We start from the raw sequence: 1,143 nt of genomic DNA, 5'->3' as shown, positions 1-1,143 counted from the left end.
GCGGCCCTGTGAAATATTGGGGCCTTCATGTGCCCTTGCTGCTCATCCTGGGTGTCGTGCTGGCGCTGCACCTGGATAGCCTGGCAACCCAATATCACCTGATGCCGGTACAGCGGGCGTCCCTGCGTTTCGAAATCATGGCGACGGTCGTCGTGTCCGTCGTGGGTCTGCTGCTTTGGTGGTACCTGCTGATGAGCTTCTTTCGCAGCAGTCAAATGGACCATGCCCACACAGAGAGGGCCATTGAGTTGGCGTCCAACGGGGACCTGACGATCATGGCCACTTCCGGCATCGGCACATTGGGTGAATTTGGCCGCCATCTGGATGTGATGATGGCCAAAATGTCGAGCATCGTGGCCAATATCCGCACGGCCGCCGTGTTGCTTGGCGATTCCGGCAAGCGCCTGGTGGAAGACACGCGATCCCTGTCAGATCGCGCCAACGCGCAAGGGCAGCATTTGCAGCAGACCTCCATGCATGTGCGCCGCGTGAGTGAGACCGTGGCCCGCAATGCCGAGGCCTCGCAAGAAATCAGCCTGATGACCGATAGCCTGCACAAGGAGGCAGATTCCGCTGGCAAGTTGATGCACCAGGCCGTGCAGGGCATGGGGCCCTTGCAGGTCACCTCCGGTCGCATGTCGGACATCATTGCCACCATTGACGGCATTGCCTTTCAGACCAACTTGCTGGCGCTGAATGCTGCCGTTGAGGCTGCGCGTGCCGGTGAGCAGGGGCGTGGTTTTGCCGTGGTGGCGGCAGAGGTTCGCAATTTGGCCAAACGAAGCCAGGTCGCCGCCGCTGAGGTTCGTGGCTTGATTGCAGAATCTTCCACCCGGGTCAGCACCACGGTCTCGGAGATCAGGCAGGTGAGCGAGATGATGGAGAGCCTGGTGGCCGGTATCGGGAAAATATCCGTGAATGTGAATGTCATGGCCGAGGGCAGTGCGGCGCAAAGCTCGGCTTTGGAAGAGGTCGTGAACGCTGTGGGTGACCTCGACGTCCTGACTCAGGAAAACGCGGGACTGATCGCGCGCGCGGCTGAAAACTCTGAGCGCATGATTGCCCAGGCTTCCGCGCTGGAAATTTCGGTGGGCGATATCCAGTTGCGTCAGGGCACGGCAGACAAGGCTCGTGAACTTGTCT

General features: G+C 60.2%; 1 protein-coding gene. It reads left to right on the top strand.

Going from position 1 to position 1,143, the window contains the following annotated elements; all coding sequences use genetic code 11:
* Nucleotides 1–35: 35 nt before the first annotated feature.
* Nucleotides 36–1,143: methyl-accepting chemotaxis protein (locus AC097L_RS25580; protein WP_479589509.1), on the top strand; the 1,108-nt coding region annotated here is incomplete at its 3' end.

The sequence above is a fragment of the Rhodoferax sp. RT5P35 genome, from assembly GCF_056521385.1.
This window is presented reverse-complemented; position numbering and strand designations above follow the sequence as displayed.